This is a genomic window from Cardinium endosymbiont cBtQ1 of Bemisia tabaci, assembly GCF_000689375.1.
GTDB lineage: Bacteria > Bacteroidota > Bacteroidia > Cytophagales > Amoebophilaceae > Cardinium.
In genome coordinates this window covers 57662-77603 of the sequence record NZ_CBQZ010000003.1, presented here as the reverse complement: position 1 = coordinate 77603, position 19942 = coordinate 57662, and the positions used below count along the sequence as shown (strand labels likewise).

Here is a 19942-nt window from a genome sequence, read left to right as displayed (position 1 = left end):
ATGATAGAATGGCCAGTAGAAAACTTATGTAAAAATTTGATCCGGAAAAGATTTTGCTGATTAAAGGCTACTTGAGTAAAGAATTATTTGAAAAAACTTATGGGAAAAAGGGCATAGAACTGATTACTCGAAAATCCAGTAAAAAATATGAAAAAATGCTTTCATGCCTATCTGGGATAGGCTAATGCTTCGAAAGAGATCTATCATTGAAACCATTATCGATCAGCTTAAAAATATTAGTCAGATAGAACACTCCAGGCATAGAAGTATACCTAATTTTATTGTCAATTTAATAGCTGGTATTACAGCTTATTCACTAAAAGAGAAAAAACCGGCTATAGCTAATATATATACAACTGGTTTACAATAAGTCTAATCCGAAACTCACGTGATAAAGGTACTTGAGTAAAGAATTATTTGAAAAACTTATGGGAAAAGGCATAGAACTGATTACTCAAATCAGAAAAAATATGAAAAATGCTTTCATGCCTATCTGGGATAAGCTAATGCTTCGAAAGAGATCTATCATTGAAACCATTATCGATCAGCTTAAAAATATTAGTCAGATAGAACACTCCAGGCATAGAAGTATACCTAATTTTATTGTCAATTTAATAGCTGGTATTACAGCTTATTCACTAAAAGAGAAAAAACCGGCTATAGCTAATATATATACAACTGGTTTACAATAAGTCTAATCCGAAACTCACGTTAACAGGAATTTTAGTTAATGAATCAGATAAACTTGGGAAAACCATCCTACAATACGCCAGAGAAAATGGTCGTAAAAAATGCATTGAATTTTTACAAAAATCACTTAAAAAGTAGATAAATATTATGAAATAGACTGAATATCAGAATTAGATAATCCAGTAAGAATAGTAATCTCTTGCGTAGAGTAACCTTTTAAAAGCATAGCCCTAGCTATAGAAATAGCCTTTTCTTTTTCTCCTTCTTGTCTACCCTCTTGTCTACCTTTTTGTTCTGCTTCTTTTCTATATTTTTCTACTGTATTGGATTCTATTCTTAACCATTTCAAGTGATCTTCATAAGCCATTCTTTCTTCATCGGTCAAGTTTAACGTATCTAAAACATGCAAGGCTTTTTTAAGGGTATCTATGGCTAATGGTTCTGGTAAGTTATCTTTATTGAGTAAATCATGACGGGTAAGAAAGGCCGTCCAAATGTCTAAAGAGGTTTTGATTTTCTTTAATAAACTATTTAGATCTTCATCTGGATCTTTACTGAACTTAGTCAGCTCTACAGTATGTAATTCTAAATCCCTAAAATAGGGTAACCCACTCTCTTGTTCTGTTATACGAAATACATTATGGTACTTCTGATTATCTGTTATAGATACAAAGTTAAGTATATGAATACCTATCGCTTTATTTAATGTAGAATAATCCTGAGAAACCTTTAATTGCTCTGTATACAACTTAGCCCAATAATATAAAGCGCGTTTATCATAATCTGCTTCATCTGTGATTTGGATTTCTATATTAAACCTTTTTCCTGTTTCACTAATTGCTTTAATATCTAGGATAGATAGTTTATCTGTTCTAAAATTTTTTGGGTTGTAAGGGTTTAATAGCGTAACATCTACTACTTGATCTTCTTTTGAAACCGTAGCGTTTATCAAAGCAATCAATAGATCTTTATTTTCCTCTACTCCAAATATTTTTTTGAAAGCTAAGTCTACTTTCGGGGTAATTTTTTCCATAAATCACTTTTATCTATTTCTCTCTAATTGCAGCTATATAATATAATTACACATTACAATATACACACTTTATGACATTTAGATAGTGTCGTCATGAAATATTTTGTATATTAGGTTTGTAGTTCGTATAAACGTCAGTTTTGGATTAGAAATTAAGAAAAGAGTATAAAAAGCTCCTTTGTGTTTTAAATTTGTGGGATTGAAAAATAATCATAAAAACCAAAGGAGCCGGATATGAATGTATCAAAATTAGTTGAAATATATTACGCTGTTGATGAATTTCTTATAAAATTTATGCCTTATATGGAATCACATTTGTTACCTACTTCAGATAGAAAACCTACTAGAACATGTTCACTGACTTTGAGCGAAATAATGACAATATTAATTGCTTTTCATGTAATTGGCTTTAGAAATTTTAAGTTGTATTATATTCATTTACAACAATTTCATTCTAATGACTTTTGCAAGTTAGTAAGCTATAGTAGATTTATATCCCTAGTTCAAAGAACAGTAGTTCCATTTTACTTTTTTTCTCAAAGTCTTTCTAAAACGAGAACAGGCTGTTATTTTATGGATTCAACCGCTATAAAGGTTTGTAATATAAAAAGAGCTTATGCTCATAAAGTATTTAAGACAATTGCTAGTAAAGGTAAAACTACTACTGGATGGTTTTACGGAATCAAATTAAACTTGATTGTCAATGATTTAGGAGAAATTATGAATTTTTCTCTTACTACAGGTAAGTCCAATGATAGATGGCCAGTAGAAAACTTATGTAAAAATTTGATCGGAAAAGTATTTGCTGATAAAGGCTACTTGAGTAAAGAATTATTTGAAAAACTTATGGGAAAAGGCATAGAACTGATTACTCAAATCAGAAAAAATATGAAAAATGCTTTCATGCCTATCTGGGATAGGCTAATGCTTCGAAAGAGATCTATCATTGAAACCATTATCGATCAGCTTAAAAATATTAGTCAGATAGAACACTCCAGGCATAGAAGTATACCTAATTTTATTGTCAATTTAATAGCTGGTATTACAGCTTATTCACTAAAAGAGAAAAAACCGGCTATAGATAATATATATACAACTGGTTTACAATAAGTCTAATCCGAAACTGACGTTATTAAGTTTAACCACCTTCTCTTCTTGTGTACAGACCAGACAAGAGATGGGTAGACCTACCTTAGGTAACGCAAAACGGAGCTATAATAGGAATCAGAAAAAATACATAATAGGCGGAGTCTATGCTGGGTTATTAGCAACATCTGGGGTTGCTACTTGGGCGCTTTGGCCCTCATATACAGGTCCATCTAGTGTACCAGAGGAAAATAGTACTAGTTTGACAACTACAACTTCATACCTTTCCTCTACAACCTTTCATCCATCCACATCAGGAGTGCCCACGACAACGGAAGGAAATAGTACGAAGTCTACGCCTACCACGCCATACGAACTATCCAGAGCTTATAGGCCATCAAGGAAAGAGGTATCCAACGCAACGGAAGAAACTAGCACGGAGGCTACACCTACTACTCTATACGTGCCGGCCACATCAGAGGTGTCCACGGAAACCGAAGCAAGTACTACCCAGTCTACGTCTACCACTCCATCCACACCAGGAGTGTCCACGGAAACCGAAGGAAGTACTACCCAGTCTACGTCTACCACTCCATCCACACCAGGAGTGTCCACGACAATCGATTCAGTATCCAATTCAACCGATCCAATCGCGTTAGCGTAACGCTACCACCCTAAGGGATCCCTTTAAAGGCTTATAATGAAGTAAAGAAAGTAACCTTTCTTGCTTCATTAGGCTACTTGGGCTTAGATTGAACTGGATGCATGCTTCAGCAGCGTGGTCATATTATGAAAAAATTGATGATCAAAGTAAAATATCCATAACATAAAACGCTTATCTAGTTAGAGGTTGGATCTGGATCTAATTAATCTTATTATTACAATAAGTACAAGCACCTGCATGGCTTGAGTATTGCCTCTTCTACTTGTTTTGAAAAAAATAGAAAAGTCTTTTAATAGAATTAAAAAATGGTGTTTAAAACCAGTTAAAAAGCTCTTGTACGGTCTAACTGTACTTGTAGTAACTTTCATGGGTTTATGCCACATACCTGCTTTGCAGCAACAATTGCTTAGGAAGCTACTCAACTATTTTCATCAAACTACCGATTACCGCATTACCTGTGATCAGTTTCGATTAACTTGGTTCCGCCAGTTTGCATTGGTAGGCGTAAGGGTTACAGATCGTCAAAACAACCCTTTATTTTCCATTTATGGCTGTAAAGGTCAACTCAATCTATTGGATTTACTTTTGCTTAAGCCCAATATGATCCATTCTATTTCAATAGATGGAGGTGCAGTTTACTTAGAAAAGAATAAAGCGCAACTTTTCAATATGGCTACGTTTTATGATAAAGCTATTTTACCCTTTGTACCAGTATCCGATACAGCGTTATCCATTAATAAGCTTGAACTACATAGCATCAACTTATATTACCGCAATCAGGTCAATAGACAAAATATTAGCGTAGCCAATATCGATCTATCTATAAACGATTTCAAATCTGTTTCGGACCATTATTCAGGTAGCTTAGAAACGCTTTCCTACCAAACAACCAATGGCCTGCCGTTGGTGTTGAAAAAGATGATGGCCCAATTTACCATTACCCCCGATAGGATAGTGTTACAAAATTGTCACTTGATGACAAAACATAGCAGCCTACAAGGCGATCTCACATTAAAGCAGACCAAACAACTGCCTCTATTTGCCCATAAGGAAAATATTCTATTAGAGGCCGTATTGCATCAAACTGCTGTATCATCCATTGAGTTAAGTAAGTTTTCAGATTTTTTTAAAGGGGCGCATACTTTATATAGGTTAAATGGTCTAGTCTCTTTAACCCCTCATGATATAGTATGGAAAAATTGTAAACTGGTTTTTGGTTCATCAGATAGCTATTTTGAAAGTACAGGCTGCTATAATGGAGTTGATGCAAAGGTTTGCATAAAAACTGGTAAGGTCTATCTAAGTGACCTCCAAAAGCAGATGCCGGTCTCCCTGAATAGATTGCAATACATCGGTCTAACCAATGCCAATTTTGTAGGAAATACCCAAAAAGCTACCTTAACGGGCCATATTGCAACCCACATAGGTGCTATAACAACAGACCTAACCCTACACCATTTAGGTAAAGCCATACAAACAGTAACTGGTAGCCTAACCTTACATAAGGTAGCTGTAGCAGCTCTGCTACCTGCTCTTCCAATTAGAGCCCTTTCTGGAAAACTGACCATAAAAACGGAAGGAAACGACTTCAACACCCTAGATGCAGTAACCCATCTAACAGAGATAGAAACCAACCATTATACCTATCAGCAGATAAAGGCTTCTTGTATGGTGGCCAATGCTATGGTAAAATTTAATTTACATAGCAAAGATCCAAACGCAAAACTAACCCTAGCTGGCCGCTATCATATAACACCTAACAATTATCTAAAGGCAAAGGGCATTATTGAACAGATAAATCCAGAAAAACTTGGTTGGATAGCGACACCTTTGACAGGTAGTACACAATTTACGTTGGAAATAAAAGATTTATTAAGTAAACGTCCAGGTGGATCAATTGGTTTAAAGGAATGTATGGTACAAAGATTGACCCAAAAAGTAACCTGCCAACAGCTTGTTCTACATACCCAACAACATGGCAAAGAAGATCTGCTTACCCTCACTTCTTCCCTTATAGAGGGTAGGCTACAAGGAAAATTTACTATTAAAGACTTAGTAAGTCATACAAAGTACCTTATTGCGCGACTTAAAAATTCGCCACATCTGGCCGCAATGCCTGCTAGATTTCATCTAGATTACACCATTCATTGCAAAAAAATAAAGCCAATATTAAATTGGTTTTCAAATCATCTATATATATCCGATGCTACAATTTTTTCAGGGCACCTTGCTTATAATACAGATTATCATTTTTCCTTGGAGCTACCTACTGCGTCCACATTCTCTTTTAAGCAGTTTAATTTGACAAATAGCAAAATAAAACTAAAGATTGATCATCTGATGGATGTTAACAAGCGCTTGGTGCAACTATTTATTGCTTCAGACAAGCAGGATTGGCACTCCATTATGCAAACAGATCATCTGGACTTTCAATTCCAGATGGACAAAGATAAGTTTATCTTTTCAAATAGATTGGTCCACCAGAATAGCCATCTATCTATAGCCTGTTCAGGTACCCTTAGAGATAGTGGAATAGAAATAGAGCTACTCCCTTCTAGGCTAACGACTAAAGAACAAATATGGACCATACAAACAAAAGGGCCCAGTTTTATTTCCAAAACTGCTATAGCCATTGGAGCGCTATCTATAACCAGCGGTCAAGCATCCATTTGGATAGGCGGTAGCCTTACTCAATCAGCTACTACAACGCCCTTATACTGCACGATACGCCATCTTCCCTTACACTACATTTCAACAGTAGGTCCCATTAAAGGCATTATAGAAGCAAAGCTTGTAGCCCATCTTCAAAGAAACCAGCTTATGGCAACTGGCAGCTTACGCATAGAAGAAGCAACCCTTCAAGACTATGTAGTAGGTACCCTTTCCACAAAGGTAGATTGGAATCTATTAGAAAATAAACTAAGGTTAGCAGGCACACTGCAAAAAGCAGACCAACGATTGGTAGAGATAGAAGGGGCCTATTATCCCACCCATCCTTCTGATAACTTAGCTATTACCACTACATTTAGCCAAATGGATCTAAAGCTACTAAATCCTTTATTTGAATCCACTTGTTCAGATATACAGGGTAAACTAAGTGGTCAATTTCAACTAACTGGTCGGCTCAGTGCACCTAAGATAAATGGCCAAGGACGAGTAGATCAAGGACAATTTACCATTAACTACTTGAACAGTTGTTACCAAACAGCCGGCCCTATCAAGATTCGAGAGAATCGCTTATACGTGAACCAACTCGATTTTCGAGATGATGGGTCAGGGCGTATGCGCTTATCTGGATATGTTGCATTACAAAATGGATTCCCTTTAATGTTTGGAGGTCGTATGGAAACTTTTCATTTGCTCCATACCACTCGAACCCATAATCCCGACTTCTATGGAGACTTATATGCTACTGGGACTTTACAAATGGAAGGTTCTATCTATGATTTACTAGTTAAAATAAAGGCTACAACTGATCAAGGCGCCTTTACAATTGTGGCACACGATAAAGAAAATATAAACGATACAACAAAATTGGTGCAGTTTATTTATAAGGAAGGAAAAAAACAAACAGATGGGCCATCTCAAAGTGAAGATGGCGCAATTATTAAATTAATCCTTGACCTAACCATACAACCCACTGTAAAGGCTCAAGTATTATTTGGCTCTAATCCCAATATGAGGGATAGCTTACAAGGCCAAGGAGCCGGTGCGATTCAACTAGAAGTAGGCACCAATCGTAAGCCATATGTAATGGGAAATTACCTCTTTCAAAGTGGTACCTATACTGTTTCTGTTTACAATTTAATTCAAAAAACATTTACTATTGCTCAAGATAGCCAAGTAAATTTTAACGGTTATCCCCAAGAAGGCATGGTCCATATTGAAGCATCCTACACCCAAATGGCATCCGTAACAGCGCTATATCCTAAAAGTAATGACAAGCGACCTATCCCAGTAAAAATTTCTCTTTCTGCATATGGAAAGTTAACCCATCCACATATTGCTTATCAACTTTTCTTTCCGGTAAAAAGTGTGGATTTTGAACTAAATACCGCCCTAGAAGCATGTGCCGCAAAGGCATTATTAGACAAACACTATCTCAATAAGCAAATTTTAAGTTTGATAATAGCTAAAAGCATCTATAATGAGCAAAAAATAGATGGCTGGGCTGTATTAAACAATAGTATTAATGATTTGCTTTCCCAAAGAATACAAGATATAGCCTCTAAAATCATTCATCCTAATCTAGCAATAGAAACCGATCTAGGTATACATCAATTCGAGCATCAAGATCAAAATATATTGCAAAGAACAAAGATTAAAGTGAGTTATCTACTGTTATCAGAGGATCTTAAACTTTCCGCTACCTTAGGACGGTACTCTCGTTTTATCAATGATTGGGAAATTTCCTATCGGATTTCAAAAGTTTACAACATGCATGCCAATCTTTATCAACAACCTTTACAAACAGGATCCACAAATCTGGCCCTTTTTGGTATAAGTTTTGGTTATGTTAAGAAGTTTTGGTAGCATCTGTTTCGCTATCTGACTAGGCTTTTTTGAAACAAAAACAGGTAGACTTGGTACTCAATCGATCGATCTTTTAACCTCCATTTTGAGATTTTGTAACCACTTGAATATAGTCTAGAAGATTTTCCAGTCCTACCCTATCATGTGCAGAAACCATAAAAATAGGTGGTATGGTGGCCCAGTCTTCTTTCAAAGTAGCCGTTAGGGCCATATAGTGTTTTTGAGCCACCCTTTTATTTTTTTTATCTGCTTTGGTAAGTATAATGGCAAAAGGAATGTGATGTACTCCTAGCCATCCTATACATCCAAGGTCAATGGATTGAAGACCAATTTTTGCATCCATCAACAAAAAAGTTGTAACCATATTGGGTCTATGAAAAAGATAGCTTTGTAACATTTTTTCCCATTGTATTTTTGTCGCACGCCCTACTTGTGCCCATCCATATCCTGGAAGATCTACAAAATAGATTTTGTTGTTTACCAAGAAATGATGGATCAGTTTTGTTTTCCCAGGCATTTTAGATACTCTGGCCAATTGTTTCCGTTGCAAAAGCGCATTAATTAAAGAAGATTTTCCTACATTGGAACGACCTATAAAAGCAACTTCTGGTCTGGTCTCACGGGGACATGTTTGGTAGCCCGCACTACTGGATACAAGACGAACGGAATGGATTTTCATATACAATCAAGATGGTTGGCCTATAAAGCTAAATATTTTCAACCACTTTATGCCAAATGCATTGCTTTTTTATCCAATTTTAGCATTGCTTTTTAAACGTTGTGCATCTAAAAAAATTTTGGATGTAGCTTCAACCCTATGTTTAGAAGCGTGCATACACTTTAAATGGTAAGCCAAAGACGTAGTATTATTACAATTCAATCTATTGATAACCTTGGTAATCGGCTATGCTATTTTTTATATAGGAGCACATTTGTTTTTCTTTTCACAGCTATTTTTTTAATTTGCGCCCAATCTTAAAGATACTATTTTGAACCTATTGCTTTCCTAGTTTTATATTACTTTTTATACCATGCCCAATCCACTATCCTGTTCTGGTCCCCATAAATGGGCTACGAAACATTTACAAGTAGCTACTGAAATGGTACATGCTGGTGTCGAGCCAGAACCCCATACGGGTGCTATCCTTACGCCTATTTTTCAATCATCTGTATTTGTACAAGCCTCTATTGAAACCTATCTAGAAAAAGGGCATTCCTATTCTGGTTCAAGAAATCCTACGGTTGCTGTACTGGAAGCAAAGATTGCTGCTTTAGAAAAAGCAGCAGTGGCCTATTGTTTTGGTTCGGGTATGGCGGCTATTGTTACCACTATGGCCACTTTTTTACGCCATGGCGACCACTGTATCCTCCCAGACGGTTGTTACAGCACTACACAAGAATTGGCCCGAGACCTTTTTGGCCAACTGGGCGTAACTTTTTCTTTTGTAGATTTTACAAATCTAGCAGCCATAGAAGCAGCTATACACCCTAATACCAAACTGATTTTTTCAGAATATCCTACCAATCCTACCCTTGCTTTGACCGACTTAGCCACCGTGAGTCGATTGGCCCATCAAGTAGGTGCCAAACATGTGTGTGATAGTACGCTGGCCTCACCTATGGTAGTTTGCCCGTTGCAATTTGGTGCAGATATGGTTATTCAATCTACCACCAAATAATATGACGGACATAATATAACCATTGGTGGGGCAGTAGCTTGTGCATCTGAGAAAGATGGCCCTCAAATTTTTACCTATAGAAATAGACATGGAAGTATTATGAGTCCTATGGTCGCTTTTTTTACCTTACAATCCATCAAGACCATGCACTTACGCATACGAGAACAGTCTAAAAATGCAACACAAATTGCCACATTTTTAGCAAGTCATCCTAAGATAGAAAAAGTAGGCTATCCAGGATTGCTTTGTTTTCCACAAAAAGCATTGGCAGATAGACAACATAAAAATGGATTACATGGTGGAATGTTATACTTTGTATTGAAAGGTGGCGCAGATGCCAGTAGCAAATTTATACAGTCACTGCGTCGTCCATGGAGTTTTGGCGCCAATTTAGGTGGCGTAGAAAGTTTGATCTCGTATCCGATTGTAATGTCCAATGGAACAATGGATGCGACACAATTGCAATCCATTGGTATAAGCGAAGGTTTTATGCGTGTATCTTGTGGAATTGAAGATGGGAAAGATTTGATTTATGCACTGGATGCAACGCTTAGTGAACTGTAAAAACAGTCAGATCATGGTACCAACTTAAAAGTAAGTTAGGCTACTTTTATAGCCACCTGGTACCCTGTTCTTTCAAGAAGCAAAAACGGCGTATCATATCCTTCCTAAGGGTATATCAAGTTGATGGGCAAGTTCTAAGATAAGCGTTATGACCCTATTTTTACAGGCATGTTCTAGACTGCTTTCAGTAGTATCTAAATGGAAATTAAAAATAATTATAAATCCATTTTCATTCATTTTGTCAAGGTATATAGTTGTTTTTTCTGGTTGTACCAATGGTTGCGCATCAGCAATTTTTCGTAATGCTTTTGTAAAGCTTTGCAACGATTCTAAAGATACGGTGTACCCAATCGGCACTTCTATACAAACCATTCGTGCCGTTCTTTTGCCAAAGTTATCAATATAGGCATCGGCCAATTTTGAATTTGGTATGTAAACCAAAGATCCTTGCCTCGTACGCAATAAAGTGGAACGCAATCCAACTTCTTCTACTTTCCCACGAATGGCTCCAGAAACAATTTCATCACCTACACTAAAAGGTCGATCCATTGTAATCATCAATGATCCAAACAGGTTTTTAATTGTATCTTGACAAGCTAAACCAAGACCCAGTGTGCTAAAAGAAAGTGCCTGCACGAAGGATTCTGTTTTAAATCCAAGGTTTTCAACTGTTTTTATCAAACCCACAATCCCTACAATAATTTTAGCAGTTATGCTAAAAAGGGGCAAAATATGGATCATAAGCTTATGATGTTTTTTGTCAATTTTTAGCCTATATTGTATTAAATTGATGCATTTATAGGCCAAACACATTCCTACAAATGAAGTACAAGCATCTATGATGCGATTGATCAAAGAGTCTAAACATTTAGATTGGAACACGGTAAGCCCTTGCTTTAAAAAGTATATATTTACCACTACAATCAACAACCGTTCTATATCCAATGTTTTTTTATGAAAACTACTATTGGCGTTCCGGATCCATTTGTATAGTATAAGTTTCAAGCAATAAGGCATAATTTTATAGGTAAGCCAAATCATAAGGGCCCAACCTATACATAAAATGTATTGCCACATCTCAAAGTTAAATAGCTGTTTTTTACAAAATGCTTCTGGTAAAAAGTGATACAAGCCAGTATCGAATTGATCTGATCCTGGATATTTTTTTATAAGATCCATCTTTTTGTTGCTATAACGCCATTGTATTGTATACCTTCCTTGATTAAATAGACCTTTGACAGACTTAAAATAGATCTATTTTCATGGATCGTTGGATCCATATAGCCAGGATCTTTACGGATGGTTTCCATATTGATACGTTTAAGGATAAGTAATCATTAACGACATAAATTATGACGTAATGCTTAACGATTTAAGTACTAGTTTGCTTATATAGTGTCGTCATAAGAAGTTAGCCTATAGATGGATACATCTAATTTGGACAGCTGCCAAGAATGATGCTGTGTTTTTTGCATACCTAGTGGAGATTCCTCTCCATTGCTTAATTTTGAGAAACATATTTTCAACAAGATGTCGGAATTTATATAGATTTTTGTCAAAATCACGCTTTATTTTTCTGTTTTTTTGGGAGGGATAACAGGAACAATACCTTTTTCTCTAGCATATTTAATGATTTTATCGGTATCATAGGCGCGGTCTGCTAACAAATGCTTTGGAGTTATCCCTTCAATAAGATATGTAGATTGGCTACAATCAGCTCTGGTACCTTCTGTGATAATAGCTCTGACCGGCATACCAGACGCATCCACGGCCAAATGTAGCTTCGTATTAAGCCCCCTTTTGTTCGACTCATAGATTGGTTTCCTCCTTTCGCACCCGTTCCATGCATATGTACTTTTATATAAGTAGAATCAATCATAAGCCATTTAAAATCAGGATTATTAATTAGTCTCTCTAAGATCCTTTCCCATATACCATTATCTCTCCAGCGAGAAAATCTACGATGGGTGTTTTTCCAATCCCCATAGCTAGATGGAAGATCACGCCAAGGAGATCCTGTACGTAAAATCCAAAATACTGCATTAATAAACAGCCTATTATCTTTGGCAACAGCTCCCCAACCTCCTTGTTGACCTGGAAGTAGAGGTGATAAAATAGACCATACTTTGTCTGAAATATCATGACGATGAATCCATTTAGACATCTTAGGAATATAATTGATCTTATTAATCTAAAAATATAATACGAACTACAAACCTAATATACAAAATATTTCATGACGACACTATCTAGAAGCTTCCTTCAATAGCTTAATAATATCTGTATAACCTCGTTTTTCTGCATGCATCAAAGCAGTTCTACCTTCTTTATCTTTCAAATGTAGCTTTGCCCCTTTATCTACTAATAGCCTAACAAGGTTTGGCCTATTATGTATTGTTGCATGGATTAAAGCAGTCCGTTGTTGATAATCTTGTATATCGAGATTTGCGTGGTTGGCTATCAATAATTTTACTATATGGTCTTTATTATTATAGGTTGCTATATGGATCAAAGCAGTCTTTCCTCTGTTATCTTGTGCATCCAGATTTGCTTTTCGGTTTATAAACAATTGCACAATACGTTCGCGACCCTGTGTTGCTGCATGCGTCAAAGCAGTTTGTTTTTTATGATTTATTGCTTCTAACATTGCCCCTCTGTCTAACAATAACTTGGCACAATCTAGGCTGCCATACTGAGCTGTATACATTAAAGCAGTTCTATTTTTTGCTTCATGGTTTTGTATTTCTAAATTTGCACCGCAGTTTATTAATAACTCAGTATTATTTACATTACCTCCTATTGTTGCATCCATTAAAATCGTTTTCCCTTCCGCATTTTTTTCATCCAAATCTCCACCATTTTCTATCAGGCATCTAATATAACCTGATGTCCCACTCTTACATGATTCTGGATTCCGCTTTTCCATCTTCGATATTGGACAGGTAACATTGACACTACCTGGCAGGGATATGGTGGGTGGTATATAGGGAGGCCTAGGCGTAACGTTGGTGACTTTTTCTTCCGGTATAGTAGTGGGTGGTATATAGGGAGGCCTAGGCGTAACGTTGCTACTTTTTTCTTCCGGTATAGTGGTGGGTGGTATATAGGGAAGCCTAGGCGTAACGTTGGTACCATTCCCTCCGGGTATAATGGACGATGATGAGCTGTTTGCATATAGTATACCACCAGAAACGGCTGCTGTAGCCAACAATGCGGCATAGGCGCCACCCATTATGTATTTTTTTTGGTTCCTATTGTAGCTCCTTTTTGCGTTACCTAAAGTAGGTCTATGCATTCCTTGCCTAGTCTGTAGACAAGCAGATAAGGTAGTTAAACTTAATAGACCGATGCATAGGCCTACCCTACCGTTTATTTTTCTCATATAAATGATATTTAGCTAAATAATAAGAACATATTCTATCATAAAGACCAAAGCAGCACGACTACAATACTATAAACCTTTGACTATTACTAGTCTACTTACTGCTTCAATCAGCGTAAACCCAACCTTGCCTATAAAAAACCATTATACGGAAAGCTTTATTTTGCCTTTGCATGATAAGGATAACAAAAAATAGATACAATCCAAAACAGAATAGACTAGAAAAATACCTGGTGATTAGTCGATTTTCTTTTTTAGGGTTCTGATTTTTAGTTTTGAGCAAAATACACTTTTTTAAGATTACGGAAAATGATAGTGCACCTGTTCAGATTGCCTCTATTTCAAACCACATTTGGTTTAATAAATTAAAGAAAATATATTTGCTTTTAATTATCCATTAATCGATTTAGAGTCAATGAAATCTAAAAAAATAGTACTTTTTCTGGCCATTGTTACTACCTTGCTCTCCCTTTATTATCTTTCCTTTACGTTTATAGACTACCGCGTGCAACGGCACGCAGCAAAACAAGCAATGGATGAACAGGGCAGAGTAGACTTTGATAAAAGTCAGGCCTATTTGATGAATATATGGAAGAAACCAGTTTGCAATTTATTGGGCACTATCTATACCTACGAAGAAGTAAAAGAGCGTTCCTTGAAATTAGGTTTAGACCTGCAAGGAGGTATGCAGGTAACGATGGAGGTTATGCCAGCCGAACTTGTAAAAGGATTGGCTGCTTATCCTACAGATCCTCTTTTTCTAGAAGCACTCCAGTGGGCACAGCAAGAGAGAGAAAAAGGTACAACGGCCTCTTTTGGTAAACTTTTTGTAGCTGCCTATAAAAGGCTCAACCCAAATGGAAACCTAAAGGATATTTTTGCTACTGCCCAAGTGGCTGGTTATAGTTTTTCTAGTGAAAATGATATTATAAAGGCAATTGATCAAGCTATTTCAAAGGCACTGGACCATTCTCTTGCCATTATAGGTGCTAGACTGGATCGATTTGGCGCTACACAAACCACTATGCAAAAGCTACCGGGTAGTGAAAGAATTCAAATTGAATTGCCAGGTGTTACCCACCCGGAACGGGTAAAAAAGTTACTACAAGGTGTTGCACAATTGCGTTTCTGGGCCGTAGCAGAAGCCGATGCGTATGGTCCGCCACTAGAATCTGTGAATAATTTCTTACTTGATAAAGAAAAAGCAACCATATTGGCAACCCTTCCCAAAACGCTTACAGAGGGAGAAAAAATGCAACGTCTGCCGAAGGAATCGATAATTAAAAGGATTTGCAAAGATACTTTCCCTTATAGGTTGGTATACGCTCTTGAAGAGATGGACCAAATAGATGCCATACTAGGCAGCAAAGCGGTTAAAGCTTTATTACCTAAAAACATTACTTGGATGTGGGATAAAAAAGCAATAACCTTAGCCGATGGCACAAAAGCAGTTGTGCTTTATGCGATCCAATCATCCAGCGCTAATGAACCACTTTTAAAAGGAGATATTATTACCGATGCGACCCAATCGTTTGCTGAAAATGGCAAGCCAGTCGTAATGATACAAATGAACCAGCAAGGTGCACGTATCTGGAAACGCATTACTGCCAATCATATTGGTAAACGCATCGCTATAACCTTAGATGATCGGGTATACACTGCACCGGTAGTCAACCAAGAAATTCCAAATGGTGCTTCTCAGATAACTGGCGATTTTACCTTAGAAGAAGCTAAAGATTTGGCCAGTGTATTGCAAACCGGTGCGTTACCAGCGCCACTTAGAGTAGTTGAAGAAGCGATTATGGGACCAAGTTTAAGTAAGGCAGCCCAAAGTCAAGGACTTATGGCTACAGCTGTGGGTTTAGGGTTGATACTACTTTTTATGTTGATTTATTATGCAAAAGGAGGTATAATAGCCAATGTGGCCCTGTTATTGAATTTGCTTTTTATGGTGGCTATTTTGGCACAACTGGAGGCCACTTTAACCCTACCTGGGATTGCTGGTCTTGTCCTTACGATTGGTATGTCTATCGATGCCAACGTTTTAATATTTGAACGAATACGCGAAGAATTGGCACAAAAAGTATCTATAAAAGAGGCTATTCAACGTGGATATACCAAATCATATGGCTCTATTATTGATGCCAATATTACCACTTTTCTTGCTGGCGCCATACTCTATTACCTGGGTCAAGGGCCAGTTCGTAGCTTTGCTCTTATCTTAATGCTGGGGATCGTCACTTCCATTTTTACTTCTATCTTTATTACAAGGTTGATTTTTGCCTTCTTTATGGATACCTACCCAACACCCAATTTGACCTTTTCTTATCCAACCCTACCTAGACTTTTTAAAAATGTGCAAATTGATTTTATTAAAAATCGTTACCGTTTTTACCTATGTTCCTTATTATTTATAGCCGTTGGTAGTTTCTGCTTTTACTACTATAAAGGACTTACTTTGGGCGTAGATTTTGCAGGTGGTCGTTCCTATACAGTCCATTTTTGTAAACCCATCGATGCTTCTTTACTCAAGGAAAAACTGTCAAATAGATACAAAGAAGGTGTAGAAGTGCGTACCTATGGTGCCAATAATGTAATGCAGATTACTACTAGCTATTTGCGTGATAAAGATGGGATTACCTCCGATAAAAAAGTACACGATAAATTGGTTGCTACACTAAAAGAATTAACTCAATTAGGAGAAAACAATAACCTATTAACTGGTAATTATTTTCACATTACAAGCACTACTAGAGTAGGAGCTACTGTGGCACATGATGTCCAAAAGAGTGCACAAAGAGCTATATTACTTGCTATATTGGGCATATTTTTTTACATTAAGGTTCGTTTTAGAAGACTGGGATTTGGCTTAGCAGCTGTAGTAGCCCTTGTACATGATGCTTTAGCAGTTATAGCTGGTTTTTGTATAGCACGCGGTTTTGGCCTCAACTATGAAGTAAATGAAGTATTCTTAGCAGCGATGTTGACCGTTATTGGCTATTCTATAAACGATACAGTGGTTATTTATGACCGAATAAGGGAAAAATTAGCCAACAAGGCTATGGATATAACCCCTCACATAATTAATGATGCGATTAGAGAAACGCTGAGTAGAACAGTTATTACCTCTCTTACAACATTATTAGCTATTGTTGTGCTTTTTTTCTTTGGTGGCGCTGCCTTGCAGGGCTTCTCTTTTGCCTTAACACTAGGTGTATTACTTGGCACTTATTCTTCCATCTGCATTGCAGCCCCTCTTTTAGCAGATTTTGGCCGTAAGCCTTCTGTTACTAAACAGTAGTCCAATACCCAAAATTGATGGTATAATTGCCTATTATAGCCACCATAATCCAAATAAAGAAACGTATATCTATGAAGATGAAACAAATTATTCCTATTTATATGGTCTTAAACGGCCTGGGTAGCATCGTACCCACGATATTAGGGACTAGCTTTGCAATTACTTTGTTTGAAATAGATACCACTGGTATTTCTGCAGCTTATTTGGAGCCGGCTAGCTTATTAGGGATTGGTTCAGCTGGATTAATTGGAGGTTTTTTTTTAAAACGTTTTTCTGCCTATACCATAGGTATAGGTGCCCTTTTATCGGCCACCTTGACCTTATTAGCTTTGTCGGTATATGGTAGTGTACATCTACGAGGCTGGATCCTTACATTATGGGCGCTGGCTTGTATCATGAGTATTGAACATTCCAATGGTCTTGCTTTTATGAGTAAACAAATAGGGTCCGATGATAGGCCTTTCTTTTTTTCTAATTTTCAAATTTTTTTACAATGTTTTAATGTTTTAGCACCTATATTGGCGAAAAATTTATTAGCCATGATAGGATTGAAGGCAGTTTTATTGCTTTGTAGCTTTGTTTACATTTTACGCATCATACCTTGGCAGTTATGCCGCGTGGCAGATATTGGTGCAGAAACAATCGTACCACAACCATTTGGTGTGTTGACCGGTTTTAAAGAAATCGTTCAAAATTCTGGACTATTGCGTATCACTAGTTTTCGTCTGGTGAATTACATAGCCACTATTGCCTATACCGTTGGGTTACCTATTTTAGTAGCAAGGATTGCCAAAGGCGATAGCCAAGTCAATGCAACATTACATAGCTATAGTATCAGTATGATCCATCTAGGCTTTATTGTAAGTGGCATATGCGGTTCATGGATCTTAAGAAAAAAACCCAAATGGATCATTGGGTTTTTTAATATTAGCCCTGTCTTTATTGTGTTGGCTTCGACTATCGCTTTTTATGTGACAGAGCCATACTATCTTCAGGCCACTGCATTGCTCTATGGCATGGGACTTTATTTATTTAGAACCGCTATTGCAATTATAGGTCAAGCTTTGACTAAAAAGGAAAAGCTGGCCCATGTGATTTTAGTGGGGGATGCAGTGGTAAAGTCTTTTGCTTATGGGGTTGGCTCTTTGATACCATTTTGGATAGTCCTTCCACCTTTATGGGGCATAGCCCCTCCGTTTGTTGGTTTTGTTTTATGCTCTTTACTTTCACTGGGTATGATTAAACCCATTACTAAAATATATCTAGCATCCTTGTGCAAAAAAAATAATACAAAATAATACAAAATAATAATAGCTGTTCAGGTCAGTGGTAAAACGAAGATTTAGACCTTACTTTTTGCTTGATCAAAAGCAAAATATTAATTAAGCTTTTTTACCTGTAAGCCATCTTTGTATATTACAACCTTTTACAGAAGCGTTTTCCTACTCTTTGAAAAATGACCTTTTTAGATAAAAGAAGGAATAAAAACTAGACAGATAATTTATTTCTTTAAGCCACTTTTTTTGATAAAATCAACAGCAATGTCTAAACCCCTATGGTCTATTGAATGAGCAAGGTCTTTTAGTTTATGCGTGCTACAGGGTATATTATGACCAGACAAATATTTTCTGGCATGGTCTATAGCATCTACGGTTACTACTGTGTCCAACATACCATGAATCAAACAAATGGGTGTCATGGTGTTGATGCATGATGGAGGGGCTACTAGCAACCCAGAAAATCCTATTGTACATAAAAAGGGCTCCATCTCTACAAGGGTTAAATAGATGGCCATCATAGCCCCCTGTGAAAATCCAACTATAATAGTCTCTTTATTGGTAACACTTAGCGCTATTTGTTTTTGTTTAATAAGGTCGTTAACCGATGGCACATTCCTGCCCAACAATCTTTTCATTACATAGGACGTTCGATCTTGTAGACTAAACCATTGTCGCCCATACGAAGCCATATCATATGGTTCTATTCCATGTGGTGCTATGAAATGACAATCTGGTAAATGATCTTTAACATATGGAACCAATTTGATTACATCATGGCCATTAGACCCTACACCATGTAACAATACTACTAATTTTTTTGCTGGTGATACTTTACTATATACTTCAGGATGTATTAAATTACTCATTATTGATGTGCTATTATGCTAAATTTATAAGGTAAGCGCTTTAATATATGCCAGCGGCTATTGATACATGTAATATGGGTCCAGGATACTCGATTAGCGAAAACTTACATCTGCACTTTTCTACTAATACATAAAGCATATATAACTGTTTCCTAACAGCCATCTAACCATATGATCCTTTTACATAAATATATTATGGAACAAGCAATAGTTGACAAAATTTTTGAAATTTTTAGTCATAAAAATAAAAATCCTACCACAGAACTTATGTATAAAAATGATTTTACTCTATTAGTAGCAGTACTATTATCCGCACAAGCTACCGATCTATCGGTAAATATAGCAACCAAACCTTTATTTGAACGATTTGATACACCAGAGAAAATGGTATACCTTGGAGAAGAAACATTAAAACAATACATACGATCCATTGGGTTATTTAACCATAAAGCCAAAAATATTATAGCACTATCTAATCTATTGATCAACCATTATAATAGCCGTATACCCAACCACTTTGAGGCACTGATACAATTACCAGGCGTAGGCAGAAAAACAGCCAATGTGGTATTAAACTGCCTATTTAACCAGCCAACTATTGCGGTAGATACCCACGTATTTAGAGTAACCAAAAGGATTGGACTAGCAAAAGGTATAACACCAGAGAAAGTAGAACAAGAGTTATTAGCAGTCATAGACCAAAAGTGGCGGAAACATGCCCACCACTGGCTTATATTACATGGTAGGTATATTTGCAAAGCACGTAACCCCAATTGTACCATCTGCCCCATTAAAAATCTATTGTACCTACTATCAAGAATAGTTACAAAAAATATGATTCTGCCGCATTTGTTTTAAAAAACG

11 protein-coding genes and 4 pseudogenes are annotated in these 19942 nt (G+C 36.7%); 8 read left to right on the top strand and 7 right to left on the bottom strand.

The window, feature by feature from the left end; translation table 11 throughout:
- Positions 1–370 (top strand): annotated as a pseudogene (locus CHV_RS03505) (transposase); the annotation flags it as partial.
- A 28-nt stretch (positions 371–398) separates the two neighbouring features.
- Positions 399–692 (top strand): annotated as a pseudogene (locus tag CHV_RS03500) (transposase); the annotation flags it as partial.
- A gap of 143 nt (positions 693–835) precedes the next feature.
- Here CHV_RS03500 and CHV_RS03495 read toward each other — a convergent pair.
- Positions 836–1723: an Rpn family recombination-promoting nuclease/putative transposase gene (locus CHV_RS03495; protein WP_034577391.1), complete on the bottom strand. Its 888-nt coding sequence runs from the start codon at positions 1721–1723 to the stop codon at positions 836–838.
- A gap of 234 nt (positions 1724–1957) precedes the next feature.
- Between CHV_RS03495 and CHV_RS03490 the strand changes: the two genes are divergently transcribed.
- Both CHV_RS03490 and CHV_RS03480 read left to right on the top strand, forming a co-directional pair.
- A complete protein-coding gene (locus CHV_RS03490; RefSeq protein ID WP_034576256.1) occupies positions 1958–2833 on the top strand; it encodes an IS982-like element ISCca4 family transposase in 876 nt (291 codons plus the stop codon).
- A 1006-nt stretch (positions 2834–3839) separates the two neighbouring features.
- Positions 3840–8006, top strand: a complete 4167-nt coding sequence (locus CHV_RS03480; RefSeq protein ID WP_130721372.1) for a translocation/assembly module TamB domain-containing protein — start codon at positions 3840–3842, stop codon at positions 8004–8006.
- A gap of 73 nt (positions 8007–8079) precedes the next feature.
- On the opposite strand, the gene yihA is transcribed toward CHV_RS03480, so the two are convergent.
- Complete coding sequence (yihA, locus tag CHV_RS03475; protein ID WP_034577386.1) at positions 8080–8685, bottom strand: ribosome biogenesis GTP-binding protein YihA/YsxC; 606 nt, start codon at positions 8683–8685, stop codon at positions 8080–8082.
- A gap of 352 nt (positions 8686–9037) precedes the next feature.
- Between yihA and CHV_RS05760 the strand changes: the two are divergent.
- A pseudogene (locus CHV_RS05760) lies at positions 9038–10249 on the top strand (trans-sulfuration enzyme family protein).
- A gap of 93 nt (positions 10250–10342) precedes the next feature.
- Here CHV_RS05760 and CHV_RS03465 read toward each other — a convergent pair.
- The 4 genes and pseudogenes from CHV_RS03465 to CHV_RS03450 all read right to left on the bottom strand — a co-directional run bounded on the left by CHV_RS03465 (position 10343) and on the right by CHV_RS03450 (position 13631).
- Positions 10343–11428, bottom strand: coding sequence for a mechanosensitive ion channel family protein (locus CHV_RS03465; protein ID WP_034577384.1), 1086 nt, complete (start codon positions 11426–11428; stop codon positions 10343–10345).
- Positions 11416–11559 carry a hypothetical protein gene (locus CHV_RS05615; protein WP_156933597.1) on the bottom strand — a complete coding sequence of 48 codons (144 nt, stop codon included), beginning with the start codon at positions 11557–11559 and terminating at the stop codon, positions 11416–11418. The genes CHV_RS03465 and CHV_RS05615 overlap by 13 nt, the downstream gene beginning before the upstream one ends.
- A 106-nt stretch (positions 11560–11665) precedes the next feature.
- Positions 11666–12413: pseudogene (locus tag CHV_RS05340) on the bottom strand (IS5 family transposase).
- A gap of 81 nt (positions 12414–12494) precedes the next feature.
- Positions 12495–13631, bottom strand: a complete 1137-nt coding sequence (locus tag CHV_RS03450; RefSeq protein WP_034577381.1) for an ankyrin repeat domain-containing protein — start codon at positions 13629–13631, stop codon at positions 12495–12497.
- 415 nt (positions 13632–14046) lie between these two features.
- On the opposite strand from CHV_RS03450, the gene secD reads away from it, so the two are divergent.
- Positions 14047–16932, top strand: coding sequence for a protein translocase subunit SecD (gene secD, locus CHV_RS03445; protein ID WP_034577378.1), 2886 nt, complete (start codon positions 14047–14049; stop codon positions 16930–16932).
- Between the two features lie 77 nt (positions 16933–17009).
- Positions 17010–18230, top strand: coding sequence for an MFS transporter (locus CHV_RS03440; protein WP_034577376.1), 1221 nt, complete (start codon positions 17010–17012; stop codon positions 18228–18230).
- Between the two features lie 203 nt (positions 18231–18433).
- Here the strand turns inward: CHV_RS03440 and CHV_RS03435 are convergent, their stop codons facing one another.
- Positions 18434–19078 (bottom strand): alpha/beta hydrolase, encoded by a 645-nt coding sequence (locus CHV_RS03435; RefSeq protein WP_034577374.1) that lies wholly within the window; start codon positions 19076–19078, stop codon positions 18434–18436.
- A gap of 171 nt (positions 19079–19249) precedes the next feature.
- Here CHV_RS03435 and nth point away from each other — a divergent pair, with 171 nt between their 5' ends.
- Positions 19250–19936, top strand: a complete 687-nt coding sequence (gene nth / locus CHV_RS03430; protein WP_223245681.1) for an endonuclease III — start codon at positions 19250–19252, stop codon at positions 19934–19936.
- Positions 19937–19942: the final 6 nt, after the last annotated feature.

Coding starts and splice junctions, on each gene's coding strand:
- CHV_RS03495 (WP_034577391.1), bottom strand. CDS start 1,723: ATGGAAAAAATTACCCCGAAAGTAGACTTAGCTTTCAAAAAAATATTT.
- CHV_RS03480 (WP_130721372.1), top strand. CDS start 3,840: ATGGGTTTATGCCACATACCTGCTTTGCAGCAACAATTGCTTAGGAAG.
- nth (WP_223245681.1), top strand. CDS start 19,250: ATGATCCTTTTACATAAATATATTATGGAACAAGCAATAGTTGACAAA.
- CHV_RS03450 (WP_034577381.1), bottom strand. CDS start 13,631: ATGAGAAAAATAAACGGTAGGGTAGGCCTATGCATCGGTCTATTAAGT.
- CHV_RS03490 (WP_034576256.1), top strand. CDS start 1,958: ATGAATGTATCAAAATTAGTTGAAATATATTACGCTGTTGATGAATTT.
- CHV_RS03435 (WP_034577374.1), bottom strand. CDS start 19,078: ATGAGTAATTTAATACATCCTGAAGTATATAGTAAAGTATCACCAGCA.
- CHV_RS03465 (WP_034577384.1), bottom strand. CDS start 11,428: ATGGATCTTATAAAAAAATATCCAGGATCAGATCAATTCGATACTGGC.
- CHV_RS05615 (WP_156933597.1), bottom strand. CDS start 11,559: ATGGAAACCATCCGTAAAGATCCTGGCTATATGGATCCAACGATCCAT.
- yihA (WP_034577386.1), bottom strand. CDS start 8,685: ATGAAAATCCATTCCGTTCGTCTTGTATCCAGTAGTGCGGGCTACCAA.
- secD (WP_034577378.1), top strand. CDS start 14,047: ATGAAATCTAAAAAAATAGTACTTTTTCTGGCCATTGTTACTACCTTG.
- CHV_RS03440 (WP_034577376.1), top strand. CDS start 17,010: ATGAAACAAATTATTCCTATTTATATGGTCTTAAACGGCCTGGGTAGC.